Raw genomic sequence first — 20,219 nt, 5'->3', positions numbered from 1 at the left:
GTAATTGTCTCTATTTCTTACATAAATTAAGAGATTTTTGAGCTATATTAATAAACCTCAAAAAATCTGGTTATGCAAAAAATTGGACCTCGGTGGCTCCCGTTTTGCACAAAATGCGTAAAGTTGACCTCGACCAGTTATTTTGGCTTTTTCAGCTCGACACACTGGTTTTTCAAATCTCTTTACCTGTTTAATGCCGAACAACGTGAGCTTCAGAACTGGCCTCGCATCCCAAGGTGTTATGACCTTTCGGGACGTTTACTTTTAAAAAAGTGGGTTGGACTAACCATGTTCGCGACTTGAGTGCTTTGATTAGATTTGTTGTTAGTATTAATCTATCTATTAGGTAGATTTACTAATCAATCGGCTAATAACTAATTACCAATAATTTACTCTACAACACTTCGAGCAAACTTTGAACAAACATTGATATAGTAATTTTTCTCATCCTAATAACTGTCCTAAGTTATCTATTATGTTGTCATAGCCAAGACTGATTCATAAAATTGAGTCCTTCGGAGTCAGTTTTTATTAGCTCCTACTTATACAATTTCTCAAAAATCTTGCTATGTCTGATTGAGTGGGGAGTGTGGGTAGGGACTAAGGATGGTTACTCCCTACAAAATAAGAATAATAAACATTAAGTTGCCTGCTAATTAGCTAAAAAAGTTATTTTTATTGTGTTAATTACTTAATAACTGAAGTGTTACGTTTGTATAGCATTACTTTGAGGAATTGGTATTACACATTTTTTAGTTATACACACTATATTTGGTGTAGCACTGTAATTTTTACTCAGATTACTTAGTGTTTTTATGTAATTTATAGTTAAATTGAAAATCTATTCTTACCTATTGATTATGGTACTAAAATTCAATTAAAACAAATTTTTATTTTCTTGAGACAATAACTCTTTGCCCAAAAAATTTTTAAGATGGTTAAAAGTACCGGCATAAGTTATGGTGGGACTATCATAACCTTTGAGATTTACCTTATATTGCTTAAATGTTTCATCAACATTTTCTAGTTCAGATATATACTTATAAGTTTCTTCTCCCAAAGCTATATCCATACGAATTTCTTTAGTAGATGATTCGAGACGAAATGCTGCATTAACAGTATCCCCCAAAGCAGTATAATCTGAGCGTTCACTACTACCAGCATTACCTACCATGGCATAACCTGTATTTATTCCGGCTCCCACTCTTAAAGGAAAAGGTAAAGGATAGGTATTACTTAATTCCTCAGTCACTTCATATAAATCTATAAGAGCCTGAAAAATACGGAGCATTTCTGTGCTGTTTACTCCTTCAGCTCCATGAAACCAAACAGCCATAATTGCATCACCAATATACTTATCTACCCAACTTCCATTATTCCTAATAATATCTCCTGCTTGCCTAAACCAACTACCAATAACTTCAGAAAGTACCCTCTCATCCAATTTTCTAGTTAGAACTGTAAAATCTCGGATATCCATTACCATCACCGAAATTAAGCGACGAACGTTTAAGGTGGCTGTAAAGTCCTGAGAATCAATATCTATCCCAGATTCTATATCCATTTTCAGGTCAGGGGAACGAAATTCTAATTCTGTTTGACCAAATAGTAAATAATCTGCATCTTTTAAAGTAACAGGAATGCTAACACGACGGCCATTTACAAAAGAACCATTACGACTACCTAAATCAATCAGATAAAAATCACCCGTATCCATCTGCTGTATCATAGCATGGTTGCGGGATATCCATTTATCAGTTAGGACAAAAGCATTATCTTTACCTCTACCAATAGTCCAAAAATTATTTCCCACTAGAGGTAGGTAGCGATCGCCTGCTTCAGTGCGAAGCACCAGATGAGGAGGTTGCAAAGTCACGATAGTAGTAATCATGGTAACACAAGCTCTTAACTTGTGCGAATTCTCTTTTGGTCAGCACTAACTTATCAGTAATAGTTCATAAAAATATAGTCAAATATGACATATTCTCCTACATTGCAGGTGTTACTCTGACTGGATGAACTACAACACCACGCCAGTTGCTTCAAGTCGGGAAACCCGCCCAACGCACTGGCTTCTCTATCCCATGGTCAAAGACATTTGGGACTGCTTTTCTCATAATATTCAAAGAACCATTAACATCAGCATTGATTAATCCAATGCTTGCAGTACGATACAAACCTCTTTGTCTTGATGCAGTCGCTCATGGGGGGGACCCCCAAGACCGCGCTGCATCGCTTTACTCTTTTTCCTGAAAAGGTGACTTGATTTTTTTGGTCTTTCTTGTATACAGGAATTAAATCATTATCTATAAAACTTGATGCGGAGGTTAATAGATTCTTCTGTAATAATTACATCTATCCCTACCATTTTGGCTTTATAAGATAACATTTCTATTAACTTATTATAGGGAACAGATACAAAGTGCGTGATTATTTCTTTTCCCTAAGTTTATCTTCTGCTTCCACTCTTCATTGTGCCCTATTATCAATGTTCCTATTTTTTGATTAATGAGAGTATCAATAATCAAACGGGATGCAATACGCAAGATAATCGTTGATTTTAAATTCTCTTTTATTGCAAAGCTTTTTCAGTCTATTACTCGATCTATTTCCCTGGAGTTGAGATTGTAGGCAGCTTTTAATTTTGTTGTAGTATTGGTTTATAGATTTTAACGGTCTGCCATTTATCAAGAGCGGTTTGATTCCGGCTTGATTAAAAGTTAATGTAGCTAAGTTGTTTAATCCTATATCAATACTAGCGCAGCGTTTTTTTTCTAGCTCGTATTGTTTTTCGCATTTCTCATAAATGACCTCTATTACATAATGGTTAAGTCTAGGGACGAGACGAACTTGTTTTATTTGTGAAGTAGGTACTAATGTTTTTAGATAAATTTCTGTCTTACTAGGATTAATAATTCCTTGTTTTAATTGTTTTTTGCTAATGGCCTGAAGCGTATAAACTACAATATTTCTTCCTGTTATTTTATTTTTATATCTAGGAAGACGAGGACGAGCATTAAACAATGATTGGTTCTGTTTATAGACTTCATTCGCTGCTAAAAAACTTTTCCAGTTTCTATCTAGTATCATCAAGATTTGTTGAGATACTTTAGCTGGCATTGCTTGATAATCTGCTTGAGTAGAAAGTGTTTTTTGCAGGTCGTAATAGGAATTATTTGTTTTTTCAAATATCCAAGATTGACGAACTAAATAATTAGCATAATTATAGAGATTTTTCGACAAGAAACATAGTCGGTCAATTTCAGGATAAAACCGATGATTTTTCTGAATAATATGTCTCTCAACTAATCTCATAAATCTCAGTAGTTAAAATTCTATTAGGATGGGAGGATTTAGGAATTTTTATAATTATTTAGTCTGGAATTCTTAGGCAATTTCATTATACTATTAAACTTCTGCTCGAGAGTTATTAAATTTTGTCAAATATTTAATATTTAGTAGCCCTTTAGTACAAATTTCAGGAAGATATTTGACACCACTTGACTATATATGACTATATTTGTGTATAACATTTATTATACACTGATTGACCCTAAAATAGCACAGATATGACTGTATTATCACTCTGGTATTTTTCTACTGCACCGTTCTTAGAATCCTACAACTATCTGTAAAAATCTATGATTTTCGTTTTTAGTCTGTTCTATTCCTTATTCCACTGGAAACTTCAGCGTCAGTCCACAAGCTGTCACGGTGGAACTGAGCGCCGTAGAGAGATTATTTATAGATAATACCAGATTATAGACAATAGTTAAAAGCCGCATCTAAAATTTTGTCTTAGGCCACAAAAGCAGCTAACAAAAACAGACTGTCTACCACAATTGTACTCAATACTGCTCCCCCAAATGCCCACCAGTATAATTTTTGAGACTGCAAAGGTACAAGACCAAAAAGTAACAGAATCCCCACCAATACAATAATCCAAGTTATGCCCCAAGAAGTAAGCACTTGAGTTAAAGCACCTTGAAATACTTCTAAAACCATTTCCGATTCAACTATCATTAAACTCCGCCAATAAGAAATCAGGCCAGTTATATAGAAATATCCATCTGTAAGTGCTGTACCTAGTAGAGAGCCTAAATAAAAACAGTTCCCTACCATTTCTCGATTCTGGCTTAAACACCATAATGCCCAAGGTACAAACATTGCTTCTATTGGTAAATGGAGAAATGGTTCCTGTCGTAGCCAACCCCAGTATATCGAACCTGTGAACCAACTCCAAGTAAATCCTAATAATAGATCGCCCCATAAATTAGTTACTCTGTTTCTGAGCAATTTTAAACTTAGCCATAACCAAAAGCCTGTCATAGCTAAACTTAACCAAGGTAGTTGACGTACCATTGGAGCTTGAAAAAATACTGGTACTGTGACTAGAAAAATGGCTGCACTAAATACAGCCCACTTTTGGCTGATTTTTATTTTTTCTAACACAAAAGCAAAAAAAATTTTTTCCGGCTCTTCTGGAAAAAAATTTACTATAATAGCAAAAAAAGTATTGTTAAACAAGGTAATTTTTAATATTTTTACTTAACTTTATTTTATTTAATATATCATAGGTTTTATCCCCTCCTAGGGCATATTTAATATTATATTCTTTTCCTTATCCCCATAGGGGGTATTTTTTAGAAATAGTTAAGAACTCACAATTGCTCTCGGAAATCAAGGGGCCTCATTTCAGTTATCAGTTATCAGTACCTCAGCAATAAGGAGGTTTGAAATACGTATGGCGAACATTTTTTTCGTTTTCTTAAAAGGCTATGCTTTATAAAGGTCTTTCTTCAAATCAAACTTGACAAAAGAAAGAAATTATGTTCTTACTATTCAATGGATATTTCGGGAAAGTAAACGTATTTAACTAGAGGCTTTTTTCCCCATCCCCCTCCTGGGAGCAGGGGTAATTCTTTGTCGTCAGAAAATATTTACAACCCGATATTTTTTAAAATCCTGTACTTCCAACACTTCCCATACTTCCCACACTCCCCACACTCCCCACTTCCCCATCTCCTTCTTCACAAAAGGGTTTGAGGAGTTCCTGATCAGGGATAGCTTAAAAAGGGAGACTATTGACATTACTTTTTAGTCAGGGTGAAAACAGCAAAAAGTAACTAAATTAATGATGGTATAATGAATTTTATGATTCTAGGAAAACGCTACTTGATGAAATTCTTATGTGCAGTCATTGTCAGCACTCTAATTTTTATCTCTCTAGAAAAAGTAGGCCAATCATTACCATCTGAACCGATAGTCGCCTCTGAACAATTGACTATTTTTCAGGCAGTTATTCTCGGAATGGTACAAGGGTTGACAGAATTTATACCGATTAGTAGCACCGCTCACCTAAAGATTGTCCCTGTAGCTCTGGGTTGGGGAGACCCTGGTGTGGCTTTTACTGCAGTTATTCAATTAGGTAGTATTGTTTCAGTAGTCTGGTATTTCTGGAATGACTTGACAAAAATTACAGTTGGTGCATATAAGTCTATAATTACGTCAGACTACCAGTCACCAGATTTTAGAATGGCAATTGGTATAGGATTGGGAACTATACCAATAGTATTTTTTGGCTTGCTGATTAAAGTATTTATTCCAGATTTTGATAACTCTCCTCTGCGGAGTACACTAGCGATCGCCATAGCTTCAATAGTTATGGCTTTATTATTAGGTATGGCAGAACGAATTGGTAGCCGGAAACGTAACTTTGAAGAATTAGATGTCAAGGATGGTATACTAATGGGGCTGGCTCAAGCATTGGCATTAGTTCCTGGAGTATCTCGCTCTGGCTCAACTATTACAGGGGGGCTATTTATGGGACTAGAAAGAGCCACAGCAGCACGATTTTCTTTTTTATTGGGTCTTCCGGCAATTACTTTAGCAGGGTTAGTTGAATTGAAAACTCTTTTAGATGAAGGGTTTGGAGGTGTGGGTTTTGTTCCAACTATTACTGGAGTTGTTTCTGCTATTATTTTTTCCTATGTTGCAATTGCTTGGTTGATTAAATATTTACAAACTCAGGATACTTGGATATTTGTTTGGTATAGATTGGCTTTTGGAGTATTAATCTTAGTGGCGATCGCTACTGGTGTAGTGCAGAATGTGTAGCACTTAATAACTAATAATTAACAATTAATTACTAGGGTTTGCTGAAAAAAGCAGACTGTGGGGAGAAAGAGAAAGTAGGAGAAATAATTGGATAACAAGTATATTAAGAGTGCAAAAAGTTATTTAACAGCATAAACAATTATCCCAATTATTATGAAAGAAAGGGAGTAGATGGTAGTCAGTAACAATAGAGTATAAAAATTGGTACGATTATATTTTCTGTTATTCTTGATTTAAAACTAAAAAAAATCTTGATGTAGGAGTTTGGCAAACAAACCCCTACCTAGAGACAAACAAAGCTACAAAAAGCCTAAAAACTTAGGACATTGCTTGAATAATATAGTCAAAATAAGGAGCAGCTTCCTTAGCATCTTCTTCATCAAGTAAAGCAAGACTTGCTTCCTTTAGACAACGAATTGACTCTGCCATTCCAGGAACAGGTACACCAAGGGAGTTGTACATTTCCCGAACACCTATCAAACCAATACTTTCAATCGGATCTTTATCTCCAGCTAATACTCCATAAGTAATCAAACGCAGGTACCAACCATAATCTCGGAGACACAAAGCACGCTCGCGCTGCCCAAAAGCATTACCACCAGGGGCAATAAAATCTGGACGTCTGCGCCACAACTCTTGACTAGCTTTGTCCACAATTTTTTTCTCATTTTCAGAAAGCACGCTAGCAATTTTGACACGCTGCGTACCTGTTTTCAAAAAACTATTTATGGCTTGAAGTTCCCCACTACTGGGGTAACGTAATTCATCGTCTGCTTTAAGAATAACTTGGCTAACTACACTCATAATTATCGAAAATTTTCAGGGTTATATTTGATTTTAACTATTGATAGTCCTAAAATAATTATTTAAAGGGAAAAGGAAAAGTTTCTCAGATAAAATTAACTTAGTGAATAGTAAGTATAAAGAACTGGCCACATTAGTTTGGCAACAAGGTCAGCTAGTAGAAATAAGCATCACAGATTTAACAGATAGTGGTGATGGAGTAGGTCGCTATGATGAAAAAGTGGTATTTGTATCTGATACAGTTCCTGGCGATCGCCTCATTGTTAGACTCACAAGAGTTAAGCCTAAATATGCTTATGGGAAGCTACATCAATTTTTAGAAAAATCTGACTACCGTATCAAACCTTATTGTATTGTTGCTGATAAATGTGGTGGGTGTCAATGGCAACATATTCATTATGAATATCAGCTTCAAGCAAAACAAAATCAAGTTATTCAAGCTTTAGAAAGAATAGGGAAGTTAAAGTTACCAAAAGTTGAGCCTACTTTAGCATCTCCATCACCTTTTGGATATCGCAACAAAGTTACATATCCTCTGAGTATTTCTAGTAAAGGTGAGGTGAGAGCAGGTTATTATCAAAAAGGTAGTCATCAATTGATTAATCTGAATCAATGTCCGATTCAAGACCAACGTTTTAACCCTTTGCTAAAAGAGATAAAACAGGATATTACTAGGCAAGAATGGAAAATATATGATGAAAATAAACATACAGGTATTTTACGTCATTTATCTTTGAGGATAGGCGAAAAAATAGGGGAAATTTTATTAACTTTGGTGGTGAATGGGAGTCAAGAAAAGCCAGAAGAGTTATTACCTGGTATTACAGTTCAAGCTAAAAAATGGCTGGAATATTATTCTCAATTAGTGGGTGTTTGTTTGAACTATAATTCTCAGGCGACAAATACTATTTTTGGTCAACAAACTGTTTGTGTTGCTGGTAAGTCTTATGTGCGGGAAAAGTTTCATGGTTTAGAATTTCAATTGACTCCTAATACTTTTTTTCAAGTAAATACAAAAGCTGCTGAAAAGTTAATAGAAATAATTATTCAAGAGTTGGGTTTGAGTGGTTCAGAGATTATTGTTGATGCTTATTGTGGAGTAGGTACTTTCACTTTACCTCTGGCAAAATATTTACAGCAAGTTAATATTAGTAATAATGACTTTGTAGATATAGCAACAGAAGATTTGTCAGAAATCGGACTGAGAAAAAGTATGGTCATTGGTTTAGAAGTGCAACGAGTGGCCATTCAGCAAGCTAGACATAATGCTGAAATTAATCACTTGACAAATGTACGTTTTTATGATGGAAAAGTTGAGAGTTTGTTGCCTGATTTGGAGGTCAAACCAGATGTAGTTTTGTTAGACCCACCGAGGAAAGGTTGCGATCGCTCTGTTTTAGAGACTTTGCTGGAAATTTTACCTGAGCGTATCGTTTATATTAGTTGTAAACCTACTACCTTGGCTCGTGATTTAAACATTTTGTGTTCTACAGGTAAGTATTATTTGAGCAAGGTACAACCGGCAGACTTTTTTCCTCAAACTGCTCATGTTGAGTGCGCTGCATTTTTGGTAAAGAGGGAACAGGATAAAATAATTAATAATTAATAATGGCTTTGTTGTATGAAAACTTATGGATTCCGCACAATAGGCAAGCATATGTACTTCATACTTCTACAACTAATGAATTTAGAATGAGCGAATCAGCGAATTTAGAATGGCTTTGTTGTATGAAAACTTATGGCATCGCACAATAGCCTAGCATATGTACTTCATACTACTACAACTATTGTCCAATAGATCAATCAATTATCTTCGGTATTAAAAAAAAAGGCTGAAACTTATACCTGTAAAGGCTTTCAGCTATTTAACTATTGGCCAATAAATGAATAAAGCATCAATCTTTGATATAAAAAGGCTGAAACTTATACCTGTAAAGGCTTTCAGCTATTTAACTATTGGCCAATAAATGAATAAAGCATCAATCTTTGATATAAAAAGGCTGAAACTTATACCTGTAAAGGCTTTCAGTCATTTAACTATTGGCCAATAAATGAATAAAGCATCAATAATCTGAAAGAGGGTGATATAGCACTACGCAAATAGGTTAGGACGTTTATAAATGCTCAAACGAGCGTCAGGGATTATTTTTGAATGCATGAATTTTGAATTTTGACTTCCGGGCAGCGGCACTAGGTTCACCTTTCATGTCGGCTTTGGCAACCGAAAAGCGGAACGGATGTTAAGAAGGCTATTACAACAAAGCCATTAATAATTAATAGTGGATAATGAAAACTATCTTTAATTATCAATTATTGATTAATAAAACTGGAGAGTACAAAGTTCTTCTAAAAAACGATTTACTTATCTGACAGAAAAAATTACTGGTAAAGGCTTACAGCATATATAGCTGTGAATAGAGAGTTTCTAACTAAGAGAGCGCTGATAGCCATGGCTAGCCATGGCTATTCTAAGAACTTTGTACTGTCTAGTATTGACATCCTCCCGACGCTGCTCTGCGAGAGAGCGCGGGATTCCCATCCATCACTCGAACAGACATACGCTGAAGGAACGACTCAGGGCGGGTTGACACCTCACTGGAAAATGCTGGCTTGCCAGTCTAACGTTTCCTCCGTGTCCGTTTAACGTCTCCGTTAGCGAAGCTCCTCCGAAGGAGGCGTGCCCCTCAGCGACGGGACTTGAAAAAAACAATTAATATCTCAACCTTGGTTTTTAGTTGAGTTTTCGTATTTTAACATACTTATCTGTAAAAGCGCTCTTATTGATTGGTTTTCATGCCCTAGCTCCCCTCCCCCCTTTCAAAGCTATGCTTTATAAACATCTTTCTCTTTTCATAAAACTTGACAACATAGAGGAGTTATGTTTAAGTCTTGAATCGGCTTTTTCAGGAGAAAAGAGTATTTTTCAATACACTTTTTTATGAATGTAGACAGAATTCTTCCTCCCCCTCCTCCCCNTCGGCAGATCGTAAAGTAGTCCCAAACGCTATTAGCAATGGGATAGAGGGTGTTGTAGTTCATCCAAGATTAATTAATTTGGTCTGAACTGAATATTAGAATATTTTTCTATATATTTAGAAACTATATTTATTCTTAGGTAACGAGTGACAAAGTTACCTTTTTATTATATACTGACTATTGTCCAACAGTTGAGGGAAAAATCATGGGTACTCGAGAAGCGTCTTTGTTATTAGGTATCTCTCGTCAACGTCTGCTAGTTTTATTGGCTCAAGGAAGAGTCCAAGATGCTGAAAAAAATGGTAGATTCTGGGAAATCCCAGTTTCCGAGAATGGAATGCCTGTAATCATTCCCGCTCGGCGCGGTCCGAAAGGTATCTGGCACAAGGAAAAACCCAAGGAACCTAAAATGATTCATGTTAATCAAAGCAAGATTAAAGGTAATAAGGGTAAGTCTCCAGAGGAATTGGAACCCGTCCTTTCTGTGAAGGACGGCGATCGTAACGATTATGGTTATGAGTTATATATTCCAGGTCCTTGCCAAATCGTCTATGAACCTTACAAACCAGCAAAATGTGGCGCTCACTTGTGGATTAATACTTATGAGCCAGTGGAATTTATACATAATGAATTTTCATCAGATCCTGCAAGACAGCCTAGCAAACAACTTTTTATATATGTATAGTTTGTTTCTATAGGCAGTAGATCATCACAAAAGAATATTTATTTGCACCCTTCACTTAACTGACAATAACTTCAGCACGTTTTGTGGTTTTTAGTTGTGGGAAATTGCAGCAGTATTAGGGTTGAAAGTTTTTCCCTTTCTAATTTTTCAAGTCTCTTCATATCAGCCATCAGATAAATAGTAATAAAAGAAATTCTTGAGATTTTGATTACAAAGTTGGTGAGTAAAAGACAACTAATCATGGCAGTATAATCTAACGGCTAAATAATCTTGGAAATCCGATTTGATTTGCCAAACTTTTTCTATCCAATTCATCTCATCCTCATTGATCACTTCTACTATCTTTAATTTCCTCACGGGGTGACAAACCTAATAAAAAAAAGGTTGAAAAATAGGCTTTGCTAAAATGTAATGGTCAAATCAATTCACGCATTAAAAATTATTAATTCGCTCATTATAACCTCTGCCTGTTTGCGTAGCATTCCCCACGAAAGTCAGAGGCTAGAAATCAGGAAAATATTTTTGATTTTTTCATTCTCAAGAACGAGAAAAAGAATCCTTAATTAAACAATTATTGACATTAAGGAATGAACCCAAAATTTTGAACTTTGAATGCGCGAATTTTGAATTCAAAAAATGGTCAATAGCTGAAGGTAATATCATAAAAATATACTTTTTTCGTGTTTTACTTAATCTAAAAATCATTACCAATCAGCAACGCCGAAAAATACTCCCATACCCGATCTCCCTTACTCCCCTACTCCCCTGCTCCTTTCCAGTATAGCAGCAACTAAAGACAATGCTACTATTGGAGCTGTAACCGCTCTGAGTATACGCTTACCAAGAGAAACAACTTGAAAACCTGTAGCGATCGCTGCTTCTATTTCCCCATCAGTCCAACCACCTTCAGGACCTGTAGCAATTACAATTGACTCCAGTTTTGAATTATCCAATAAACTCTCCAGTAAAAGCGGATAACTATTACGAGCAACACATATATACTTATGATAATTAGTAGACAAATTTTCGTTCTCAAATAATGATAAAGCTACAGAATATTCCACAGTTTCTCTAATTTTTGGAACTACTTGACGCTCTGATTGTTCTGCAGCTTCAGTAGCAATTTTATGCCACCTTTTTAACTTTTGCGGACTAGGTTGAAGCAAAGTTCTAGAACTAATAACTGGCAAAATTTGAGTTACTCCTAATTCCGTACTTTGTCGCACAACTTCATCAAAATTATTTCCTTTAGGTAAAGCACAAATTAGAATTACTTTTATTGGTAATTCATTTTGAATCAAAATTTCTTGTTCTAAAACAGCAGTTAATCCAGTTTTTCCAGAAATATCTAGTGTTAGTTTAGCTAACCACCATTTACCCTCACCATCCATTACAATAAATTTTTCCCCCACCTCCAGTCGTAAAACTCGCCGTAAATAATGATCTTGTTCAACAGTTAGAAAAACCTTTTCTCTATTAATTTGGTGGGAAGCGATCGCTAATCTTTGTAAATCAGCCATTCTTGAAAAAATCTAATAGTTACAATCTGCTCGACTTTCCATCATTCCTCTGATGTAAAGACAGTCATTTCAGTTATCAGTTATCAGTACTTCTGGCCCTCACCATTGGGATTGAAATAATTAACCAAATATTTTCTCTTTTGGGAGATTGGATATGCTGGGGGTTAGGGGGGATGGAGAGCGCGGGACTTCCCGCCAGGAAAGTTAAAAAGAAGAGGCAAGAGACGTAATTTTTTGGTAAAAAACTCTTGATATGTGGGATAATTTTTTTCTCATTATTAAGATTAAATCAGAATTAAAGCTAGCATTCTCTAAACAAATCGAAATAGCAACAAACCCATTTCCATTTATCTGTTTACTTTTAAAGTATTTTACGGCTGATGTTTAGTTTGATCATAATCTTCAAGTATTCTTGAAGTTGCTTTTTATCATAGTTAAGATAGCTAATTTTCATTAACTACAAAGTGTCTATTTTTCCAATTACATTAGTTTCATTTATTAGTTCCTTAAATACTTTACAATACCAAAACATTTCTACAAAAACTTATCCCACAGACTTATTTTCAGATATGCAGCTTTTTTTGTGAATTACGAAAACACATTTGCTATTTATAGTAAATGTCGGTAGTAGTGCATTGTAATAGTCCTGAATTGTAATTAATTTTTGTTACCAAATAATTCAGGTCTAAAGCCTCTCCTTTTAAGGAGAAAAAAGCGGTCGGCAAGCGGAGCATCACCTTAGGATGGGATGGATGGATTTCCCGCTCTTGCAGAGTCGCTGCTTCTTTCAGAGAAGCTCACTCTTTCAGAGGAGCTGGATCTTTCTACGGTAGCTCTCGCTAACGCTAACGCTAACGCCATATCCAATCGACCAAGAGAAGAAAAAAAATCATTTTGCTCAATCCTCTTCATTTTAAGGAAAGGTAATTATTAATTATTAATTATTAATTATTGAAGACGCATAGCAGTTGGAGAGCATCTTGCTCCCCTACTAGACATTGCTTATCCCTATTTACCATTACGTGAGCAGGACTATCCAAAAGTCTTCAGATATAATTTGATTAATGGTTGAGCATTTTACTTTGATTTTTCAATACTGCTTTATGACTTCCCGATTGTCCGAAGCTAATGGCTGAAAGCTGACGACTGAATGCTTACCTAAAAATTAGTTTCATCAGTAGTAGTTAAGCTTTCATTTTTCCTAATTTTTTCCAGGTATTCTGCAATTGCTTCAGTTGCTAATTGAACTACTGGTTTACCCTGACGCTTAGACTCCTCTTTTAACTTAGTATAAATTTCATCCCTCACACTAACCCGATGTCGCATTTTGCTGGTATCTTTAGGTTGTTCCGGAGGTGCTACAGGTTGACTCGTCTCTTGACCCAAAGTCGTAGGTGCTGTAGGTGCTACAGATTGACTCGCCTCTTGACCCAAAGTCGTAGGTGCTGTAGGTGCTACAGATTGACTCGCCTCTTGACCCAAAGTCGTAGGTGCTGTAGGTGCTACAGATTGACTCGCCTCTTGACCCAAAGTCGTAGGTGCTGTAGGTGCTACAGATTGACCCGCCTCTTGACCCAAAGTCGTAGGTGCTGTAGGTGCTACAGATTGACCCGCCTCTTGACCCAAAGTCGTAGGTGCTGTAGGTGCTACAGGTTGACTCGTCTCTTGACCCAAAGTCGTAGGTGCTGTAGGTGCTACAGATTGACTCGTCTCTTGACCCAAAGTCGTAGGTGTAGGTGTTATTGTATTAGCGTCACTGCTAAAAATCTGAGTTTCTAGAGTTTGATGAGTCTTTAGAGGTTGAACTTCAGTAGTTGTTGGTGGAGTAGTTGTTGTCGTTTCAGTCACAGTAGTTGATGGAGTTACTAATGTACTACTATTATCAACATTAGCGGGTGAAGTTACCGGAGAATCAATAGGAGTCATTTCCTGATTATTGTCCAGACTTGCACTTACCACTTCTTCTTGAGGTTGAGTTTCTGAAGTTGTCTCAGTAACATCTTGAACTGCTGGAACATTGTTTTCAGAATTGATTGAGGTCAAACTTGGATTGTTAATATCTGTATTCATCGAGAAACTAGATTCATAGTTGGTTACAAACTTTCGGATGGCTTCAATACCGACACGATTACAGAAATCACCGAAACTCTCATCTGGTTGCCGTTGTTGCTTGAAATAAATAAACATTCGCTCCAACTCAACTTCCAGATTATTGATATGCAGTTTGTCGGTATAAGGTTTTGCCAGTCGTGTTTGGTTGGGCGAACCTCCTAACCAAATCTGATAAGCATTAGTAGCACTACCGACAAATCCTAATTCCGCCATATAGGGTCTAGCACAGCCATTTGGACATCCTGTCATTCTAATTACAGGATGCTCCTGTCCTAGTCCCACCTTGTCCAACAATAACCTAATTTGTCCCAGTATGCCAGGCAAGGCCCTTTCTGATTCTGTCATTGCTAGTCCACAAGTAGGAAAAGCCGGACAGGCCATGCTGTAGCGTACCAAAGGGTCAATATCTTTTTCTTGGCTAATACCATGCTGAGTGAGGATTTGTTCTATTGCTTTTTGCTGTCGTGGTTGAATTTCATAGAGAATAATATTGTGATTAGCTGTTAAAAGCATAGGTAGCTTAAACAAACTAACTATTTTTCGCAGAGCTGTTTTTAGTTGAAATGAACCTTCATCTTTAACACGGCCATTTTCGACAGAAATTCCTAAAAAAAGCTTTCCATCTCCCTGTTCATGCCATCCCAGAAAGTCCAAATATTTCCATTCTGGTAGAGGTTTGAAGGGAGCAATGGGTTTACCAAAATATTCTACCAACTTGGCCTTAAATTTTTCTACTCCCCAGTCATGGAGTAAATATTTCATTCTCGCAAGGCGACGGTTACTGCGATCGCCATAATCTCTTTGAGTAGCTACTATAGCCTTAATCAAATCAAATATATCTTCTTTAGTAACATATCCAATTTCTTGAGCTAAACAAGGGAAAGTTTCTTCCTTTTTATGAGTACGACCTAGACCACCACCTGCTAGAACATTAAATCCTTCTAATTCTCCTGCTTCATTGGTAATTACAACCAGACTAACATCCTGAGTATATAGGTCTATGGAGTTATCTCCAGGAACTGTAACAGCGCACTTAAATTTTCTTGGCATATAGTGAGTACCATAAATAGGTTCTTCACTATCTGGGAAGATTGTGCCATTACTATTGTGCACTCTTGCAGCTTTTACTTCAGGAGATTCTTCTACACTAATGGCTTTTTCTCCATCAAGCCAAATTTCGTAATATGCTCCTGTTTGTGGTGCTAATAAATCTGCTATTTTATTAGCATACTCTTTAGCATATTCGTATTCTGGACGGTTTTTGTAGGGAGCTGGTGGAGACATAATATTTCTGTTTAAATCTCCACAAGCACCTAATGTCGAACCCATACTCTTTATTATGGATGATATGACTGTTTTTAAATTTTTCTTTAATACTCCATGTAACTGAAAACCTTGTCTAGTTGTGACACGAAGTGTTCCATTTCCATACTCATGAGACAAACTATTTAAGGTGAGAAAAAGTTGTGGCGGAATCAACCCACCCGGATTCCGGGTGCGCAGCATCATTTGATAATCTTTCTCTTGCCCTATTACTCTATTATCTCTGTTATGTTGTTGATAAGAACCATGGAATTTTAGTATTTGAACAGCTTCTTCAGTGAAGTGAGTTGTATCTTCCAGTAGTTGAGTTGCTAGGGGTTCCCGCAAGAAATTACTATTTTCTTTTATGCCTTCTAGCTTAGAAGGTTTTTGTTCCTTAGATTTAGGTGTTAAAATTTGAGATTCGGTTATCATTGGTGAAAGTGCAAATTGCTACTATTTTATCGGTTCTGTATAGTTACTGCTTTAATATTGCTTATCTGTCACAATTAGGAACTTAATTTTTAGGAACTTAATTTTTGCTTGATTTTATTTCTTGATAATTTGCTTGATCTTTGTTCTTAACTAATCTCTTGATTTTAGAATTTACAATAATTTAGCATTACTATACCAATTCTCATTAGTTTTTCATTATACTCTCATACATCCGTACTTTGTCAACCTCTTCTAAATTTGTAGGTTTACTTTTTTTCACTATAAAAATTATATATACTGGTTAATTTTACTTTATTTTATAATGTCTATAATTTATCATAGTAACTAACAGATTTTATAATAAAAATGCCTATTTCACTAATGTACGAAGAAGAAAATTATGTAGTCTTAGAGCCAAATCAACCAGAGCAATTTATGACTGCCATAGAACTACTAGAAAAATTACGTGCTGTTCTAGCTCAACAACAAGATAATTTACCTAGAGATTTACAACAATTATCTTCCCTAGATGCTCAAGCTCAAAAACTAAGAGATACCTATTGTGAATATGAATTTACTCCTGGCAAATTTATACAATGGTATGTAGTCCGCCTGGAAAAGTAGGTTTCAAACTCCTAAATTTTTTTATAGACAGGAAAAAAGTAAACTTGGTGGAATTTTTCAATCTCCAAAATATGATTTTTATTTTTAATTTAAAAATTATATTTTTTCTAATTATGGAGTAGTTATCAGAGCAACATCAATTTTTCCTTCTATAGGTTGACTTACTTCTGCCTGCAAATTTGGTCCAAAAAAAGATGATAATTTATCTTGTTTTTGTTGCCAAGTGTCTAAGGCAATTAATGAAGAATCAAATTCAAGAACTAAGGCATAAGCACCATTTATTGCTATTTCCCTTAATCCTTTGAGTACAGGTCTTTCCTCGTTTGTAGGACTTAAACCCAAGCGTTCAAGAGATTCTTCTAAGTGCACTTTTTGGCCATATCTATAGCGAGTCACATCTTGACGTACTTGATTTTGAGTAGGAGTAGCCTGTTTTTCCCTAAGAGTTAGAACTTCTTCAGTAGTTGGTTGAGTAAAAGGTACTGGTTCAAGTTCGGCAGCTTTAAGAGCAAGTCCTCCTAGAAGTATAGGAATTCCATAAAAGAATCCTGCTAAGTTAAGTGTTGGATTATTGGTAAAGTAAGCTGCTGTTCCAATCACAGAAATAATTCCACCTAAAACTAATCCTACTGTCGCTAATGAAATTTGGCGTAGCATATCATTAATTATGTAAACCTATCAATTATAGATACTTAATTTTTTGTTTGAGCTATAAGTCAACTACTAATTTGTAGTTTCAATAGATATATTACCTAACCCATGAATTTAGGTCAACTATTTTTTTAGTGTTTATCTTGATAATTAGGGTTTGCTGAAAAAGTATTATTGCTATTTCTAGTAGTCAGTAGTCAGTAGTCAGTAGTCAGGAGAAATGGGAATGAGCGAGGAGATAGTCGGAAAAATTATCCCTCAATTTTTCTGCCATAATCATCCCCAAATACTACTTTTTGGCGGCAAGAGCTATAAAAGCTGGTACTTTTTAAGGAATCAAAAATGCTATAACCTTTACCTGTCAATCTTTTTAGATTTAATCAGCAGAGCAATAATTATTTTTCATGGCATAAAGAGTGATTAATTTTGATCAAAGAGTAAATATTTATCGTGGTTATAGGAATTATCGCCCTTGGTAAGATACACAAGTTTTCGATTTTAGGAAATAAGAAAGAGAAAAAAATACTCTAGCTAATTTTTGAAGTTACTGGAATATAGCAACTATAACTATTATGCTTAATAATACCAAATCTTAGAAGGTATCTGTAAAATAAATCTAAATAAACACCTTAAATATCTAGTATTCACGGTTGTTACGGCAATCGGGGAAATATTATTTGATTTTGTGAGATTATTGTTGTCTAACCCACTCTACATCAAGGCTTAATTTTTTATTTCATAGATACTCTGTTAAAAAGTTGACTATATATCCTGAAAAAAGTGGTAGGTGGTAGGTGTTATCGTGTTTAGCAGAAATAAACTAAGTATACAGTAGTTTGGAAATCAACCATCAATTATCTCTTGATGGTTAAGCTACACAAGTTTTGGATTTTAGGGAACAAGTAAGACAAAAGAGAGAACATTTATAGAGAAAAAATACCGGATCTCATTCATCAGAGAACAAAAGATATTTAACTATCATGCAACAAATTGTAGATATATAAGCTACAAACATTGAGTTGCTCGATCTAGCGGGCGGGGTGTAAATAAAACTATTTTGGAGTGGAGTAAGCATCTTGCCTGCTAAACATATTGCCTGTCACAGGTATAACTACCTGATATGACATAAGAGTGAAGTGAAGATCAACGAAGGAAAGGAGGCAAATTATCATCCTGTTGTTTATTTTTAATTGTATCAGCCATAAATTTTTTCAATGCCTTTTCTCGATTTTTCATAAAAGCTGTCCAAAACCCAGGTTGAAGTTCATCCATGGTTTTTGCTAATGCCCAAACATCTATCGCTAAAATGTTATACAATCTTTCATTTTCTTTTTTTAGAGAGTTAATCCGCTTAAGGGTGTCTTTACTAACATTTGTAGTTTCCTGATCGGGGTCTAACTTAGACATTTCTAGTATAGAGAATAATTTTTTCAATAACCACCAGAGTGTTGATAATTATAGATTTAACCATCTTATCTTCGACTTGAGGACTCTTGTTAATATTCCTGATAATCGGAAACAAAAAGTCGGTTGTACGATACGAAAATTATTTATTATCTTTAAATTAGGTTTGTTTCGTGGTAACCTGAAAAGCTTCTGCATAAGATGCTTGCTTTTTTTAGGAATAGGGAGGAAAATGATTTAAAATCATTCATTGCCGAAATTGAAATTTTAGTTTTTGGTATCTCCCCTAAGACTATTTGTTGTCAATTGAGATTGAGAATGTTAATGAGTTAAACTAAAATACTGGGTATTTTTAAACAAGTAATGATTTTTGGTGCTTACCTTATGTATGATAATTTAAAGGAATATAATAACTAATATCCTTATATGTTTAGGACTACTAAACACTACATAGTATATCAGGAAATTAAAATGGACTCACAAATCGTTAAAGTAAGACTGGCTAATATTGAAAGTAAGCGGGAATCTCTAGTTAAATTGCTAGAAAAGCCAGATTTAGGCACTCTCAGAATTGATGTTAATCAAGCAATAGAAGAAATTGATGACTTGATTGATGAATTAAAGCGAACTTTTCCCGATATATAGAAAATTATAAATTGACAAGCAACACAGTTAAAAAGATAGATAAGTTTTGCTAGTTTTTAGGTTTCCAAAAAATGGAGTAAGTTAATGATTCAATTTTTAAGTAGATCAATAATAATTTGATATTACTACAAGTACATCATTTTACTCAAGAATGATTATTTAAATAATAACCCCTGCCTGTTTAGGGCGGGGATTATGTTAAGGTCGAAATCTTATCTTTGATATTAACCATGGTTTGAAAAATTGCTTGATTTATGTATAGAAATTATATAAGCATTCAGCTATTAGCTGTCAGCTCTCAGCTTTTTAAAAAATGAAGCAAGCATGAGCTTTTACTCATACTTTTAATTCTTTTAAATCACGAAGATGCCAGTTCCTTCTCTCAAGATAATGAAATTGATAGCTGAATGATGACCACTGAATGCTGACTGCTGAATCCTTATTTCTTTTTTGAAATTGGCATTCATTATTTATAGAATAAATAAATAGATTTGAGAAATTATACCATTTATCGTAGATTAGTCCTGCTTCGTGACAACTATTCTTCTACTTTACTATTTTTTCCGACTCATCTAACACCTCATACCTACCACCTAAAACTTTTTTCCTGGATATATAGCAAATATTTTGGGAGATTTAGTAACTATTACATAATTGAAGCTATCTAGGAGGTAATGCTCCTGTGGTTGCCTCTCAAGCTAGATGAGGCTTATTTTGTTTATTTTGTTACGAATTATTATTCTACTAATGTAGAATACCGAAAATTCAGAATATAAGTTAATGGAGGAGAAATTCAGAACTAACTATCTATAACAATTTGCAAAAGTTTAAATTAAATCAATTCAAGAGCTGAAGTGAACAATTTTATCCCCCGATTCCCGATTCCCGATTCCCGATTCCCTGACAACTGCCACGAAGTCTAAAAAATTAACTTAATCAATCTA

Annotated in this window: 12 protein-coding genes and 1 pseudogene; 5 read left to right on the top strand and 8 right to left on the bottom strand. The window is 35.1% G+C overall.

Annotated elements, in window-relative coordinates; all coding sequences use genetic code 11:
- Nucleotides 1-877: 877 nt before the first annotated feature.
- From F6K40_RS04635 to F6K40_RS04625, 3 genes are all read right to left on the bottom strand, one after another.
- Nucleotides 878-1,891 (bottom strand): adenylate/guanylate cyclase domain-containing protein, encoded by a 1,014-nt coding sequence (locus F6K40_RS04635; RefSeq protein WP_293132033.1) that lies wholly within the window; start codon nucleotides 1,889-1,891, stop codon nucleotides 878-880.
- A gap of 626 nt (nucleotides 1,892-2,517) precedes the next feature.
- Nucleotides 2,518-3,315, bottom strand: a complete 798-nt coding sequence (locus F6K40_RS04630) for an RNA-guided endonuclease InsQ/TnpB family protein (protein WP_293132031.1) — start codon at nucleotides 3,313-3,315, stop codon at nucleotides 2,518-2,520.
- 483 nt (nucleotides 3,316-3,798) lie between these two features.
- On the bottom strand, nucleotides 3,799-4,527 hold the full coding sequence (locus F6K40_RS04625) for a DUF3120 domain-containing protein (protein WP_293132028.1): 729 nt from the start codon (nucleotides 4,525-4,527) through the stop codon (nucleotides 3,799-3,801).
- Between the two features lie 651 nt (nucleotides 4,528-5,178).
- On the opposite strand from F6K40_RS04625, the gene F6K40_RS04620 reads away from it, so the two are divergent.
- Complete coding sequence (locus F6K40_RS04620; RefSeq protein ID WP_293132026.1) at nucleotides 5,179-6,117, top strand: undecaprenyl-diphosphate phosphatase; 939 nt, start codon at nucleotides 5,179-5,181, stop codon at nucleotides 6,115-6,117.
- Between the two features lie 318 nt (nucleotides 6,118-6,435).
- On the opposite strand, the gene F6K40_RS04615 is transcribed toward F6K40_RS04620, so the two are convergent.
- On the bottom strand, nucleotides 6,436-6,921 hold the full coding sequence (locus F6K40_RS04615) for an allophycocyanin subunit alpha-B (RefSeq protein ID WP_293132024.1): 486 nt from the start codon (nucleotides 6,919-6,921) through the stop codon (nucleotides 6,436-6,438).
- Nucleotides 6,922-7,015: 94 nt separating this feature from the next.
- Here F6K40_RS04615 and rlmD point away from each other — a divergent pair, with 94 nt between their 5' ends.
- Nucleotides 7,016-8,527, top strand: coding sequence for a 23S rRNA (uracil(1939)-C(5))-methyltransferase RlmD (rlmD, locus tag F6K40_RS04610; protein WP_375340547.1), 1,512 nt, complete (start codon nucleotides 7,016-7,018; stop codon nucleotides 8,525-8,527).
- A gap of 1,575 nt (nucleotides 8,528-10,102) precedes the next feature.
- Nucleotides 10,103-10,582 (top strand): hypothetical protein, encoded by a 480-nt coding sequence (locus F6K40_RS04605; protein ID WP_293132022.1) that lies wholly within the window; start codon nucleotides 10,103-10,105, stop codon nucleotides 10,580-10,582.
- Between the two features lie 749 nt (nucleotides 10,583-11,331).
- Here the strand turns inward: F6K40_RS04605 and F6K40_RS04600 are convergent.
- Both F6K40_RS04600 and sir read right to left on the bottom strand, forming a co-directional pair.
- Nucleotides 11,332-12,102, bottom strand: coding sequence for a 16S rRNA (uracil(1498)-N(3))-methyltransferase (locus F6K40_RS04600; protein ID WP_293132020.1), 771 nt, complete (start codon nucleotides 12,100-12,102; stop codon nucleotides 11,332-11,334).
- A 2,058-nt stretch (nucleotides 12,103-14,160) separates the two neighbouring features.
- Nucleotides 14,161-15,951, bottom strand: a pseudogene (sir, locus tag F6K40_RS04595) (sulfite reductase, ferredoxin dependent); the annotation flags it as partial.
- Nucleotides 15,952-16,317: 366 nt separating this feature from the next.
- Between sir and F6K40_RS04590 the strand changes: the two are divergent.
- Entirely contained in the window at nucleotides 16,318-16,575 is a 258-nt protein-coding gene (locus tag F6K40_RS04590) for a CRR7 family NDH-1 assembly protein (RefSeq protein WP_293132018.1), read from the top strand.
- 111 nt (nucleotides 16,576-16,686) lie between these two features.
- Here F6K40_RS04590 and F6K40_RS04585 read toward each other — a convergent pair whose 3' ends face one another.
- Nucleotides 16,687-17,232, bottom strand: coding sequence for a DUF2854 domain-containing protein (locus F6K40_RS04585; RefSeq protein WP_293132015.1), 546 nt, complete (start codon nucleotides 17,230-17,232; stop codon nucleotides 16,687-16,689).
- Nucleotides 17,233-18,369: 1,137 nt separating this feature from the next.
- Nucleotides 18,370-18,633, bottom strand: coding sequence for a hypothetical protein (locus tag F6K40_RS04580; RefSeq protein WP_293132012.1), 264 nt, complete (start codon nucleotides 18,631-18,633; stop codon nucleotides 18,370-18,372).
- 468 nt (nucleotides 18,634-19,101) lie between these two features.
- On the opposite strand from F6K40_RS04580, the gene F6K40_RS04575 reads away from it, so the two are divergent.
- A complete protein-coding gene (locus F6K40_RS04575) occupies nucleotides 19,102-19,275 on the top strand; it encodes a hypothetical protein (protein ID WP_293132009.1) in 174 nt (57 codons plus the stop codon).
- The last annotated feature ends 944 nt before the right edge of the window (nucleotides 19,276-20,219 follow it).

This window comes from Okeania sp. SIO3I5 (assembly GCF_010672085.1).
GTDB lineage: Bacteria > Cyanobacteriota > Cyanobacteriia > Cyanobacteriales > Microcoleaceae > Trichodesmium.
This window is presented reverse-complemented; position numbering and strand designations above follow the sequence as displayed.